This is a genomic window from Bacillus sp. Medicinal_06 (genome assembly GCF_056711665.1).
The window spans coordinates 1-1,409 of the sequence record NZ_JBWYHD010000048.1; the positions used below are offsets into that span (position 1 = coordinate 1).

The window sequence follows — 1,409 nt, forward strand, 5'->3', positions numbered from 1 at the left end:
AGATTGATTAAATGAAATAGAGAACAACATAAAGTGCCACCACTTCCCCTAGATTAATTGATACCATAAGTCTAGCAAAGCGACGAAATGGAGTCAATTAATGTAACCCTATACGTATTTTGACGCTAACACATCAAAATCGATAGGGGTCTGCGACGCTTGTCGGCTTTGCCGAACCATGCCTAGCATGGAAAAACCAAACCTTGGGCGTTGCCCAAACCCACTGGGGAACTCTTCCCCAGACCCCCTTCATCGAACTCCCCAACCCCTCAAATCCTTGAGGGACTCCCTCGCCGGTTGGCAGGCCAAAACGGTATACGTTTTGGCAAACCAAGAGGGTTGCATAGTGAGTCTGTCAACTCCTTATCCTCCCGTCCCCTTACGGGTTCAGTCCGGTACCGTTGACACACGCCATGTTTTTATTTTTTTATCTTTGAACTAGATTAAAAACAGCTCTAATTAACTTTTTGTTGCTCCTGTATCAATTCTCTATTTTCTTTATTCTGTTCCCACAACAAAAAACAAATGAAAACAGTATTAATTACACCTATTAATCCGTAACTCCATAAAGGTACTTTAATAGTTTCATACCAAATTAAATTTATACAATACATCCCGATCGTTATTAATAAAGAGTTAACAATAAAAGTAAAAATAATTTTATTATTTATAAAAAACTTATCCAATTTACCAACAGAAATAATTAAAGCAGAAGTACTAGCCATAGTTAAAGACATAATAGCAATTGAACGCAAACTTTGTTTATCTTGAAACACGTTTGGAGAAGAAACAATTTCATTAACCAAATTAGCAATATAATAAAATCCAGTTAAATAAATTGAAACAACTAAAAATGAAATAGGAACCCATTTACAAAATAAAAGAATTGGTTTTGTATAAACCTTTTGTCTTGCTTCCCTTATAGATTCTCCAATAGGCATAATAATCATAATTAGAGCAATTAAATATAAATCATGTACAGGTAACTCTCCTTTAAAAATATCAATTAAAAAACTAAAAGCATCTTTTATATTACTTATCATTAAAACGCCCAAACCTTTCAATATGTATTAATCGCATTATCCATATTCTAACAAAAATGCACCTTAACGTATGTTTATCGCATTTTTCTGGTACTTCAGGTGGAATTTTGGTACGTTCCTTGTTTTTGGGACTAGCCTCTTTCCTTAGACTTAAAACATGAAAGTAAACTTTTGAATATTTGTTTACTTTCAATATCAATAAGAAAAATGAATCAAAATCTATTTTATTTTTTACTTAGATTTGAGTTTTAATAAATACAAAACAGCACAAATCGCATATTAAAATGACTTGTACTGTTTTATTTATGTATTATTTTTTAGACAAGATATACTTAAAACTTATACAAAATTTAAAACGCAGGTACT

At 32.2% G+C, this 1,409-nt stretch carries 1 protein-coding gene; it reads right to left on the reverse strand.

Features of this window, described 5'->3' with window-relative positions; all coding sequences use genetic code 11:
* Nucleotides 1-455: 455 nt before the first annotated feature.
* A complete protein-coding gene (locus tag AC1M36_RS28255; RefSeq protein ID WP_479846516.1) occupies nt 456-1,043 on the reverse strand; it encodes a hypothetical protein in 588 nt (195 codons plus the stop codon).
* Nucleotides 1,044-1,409: the final 366 nt, after the last annotated feature.

Coding starts and splice junctions, on each gene's coding strand:
- AC1M36_RS28255 (WP_479846516.1), bottom strand. CDS start 1,043: ATGATAAGTAATATAAAAGATGCTTTTAGTTTTTTAATTGATATTTTT.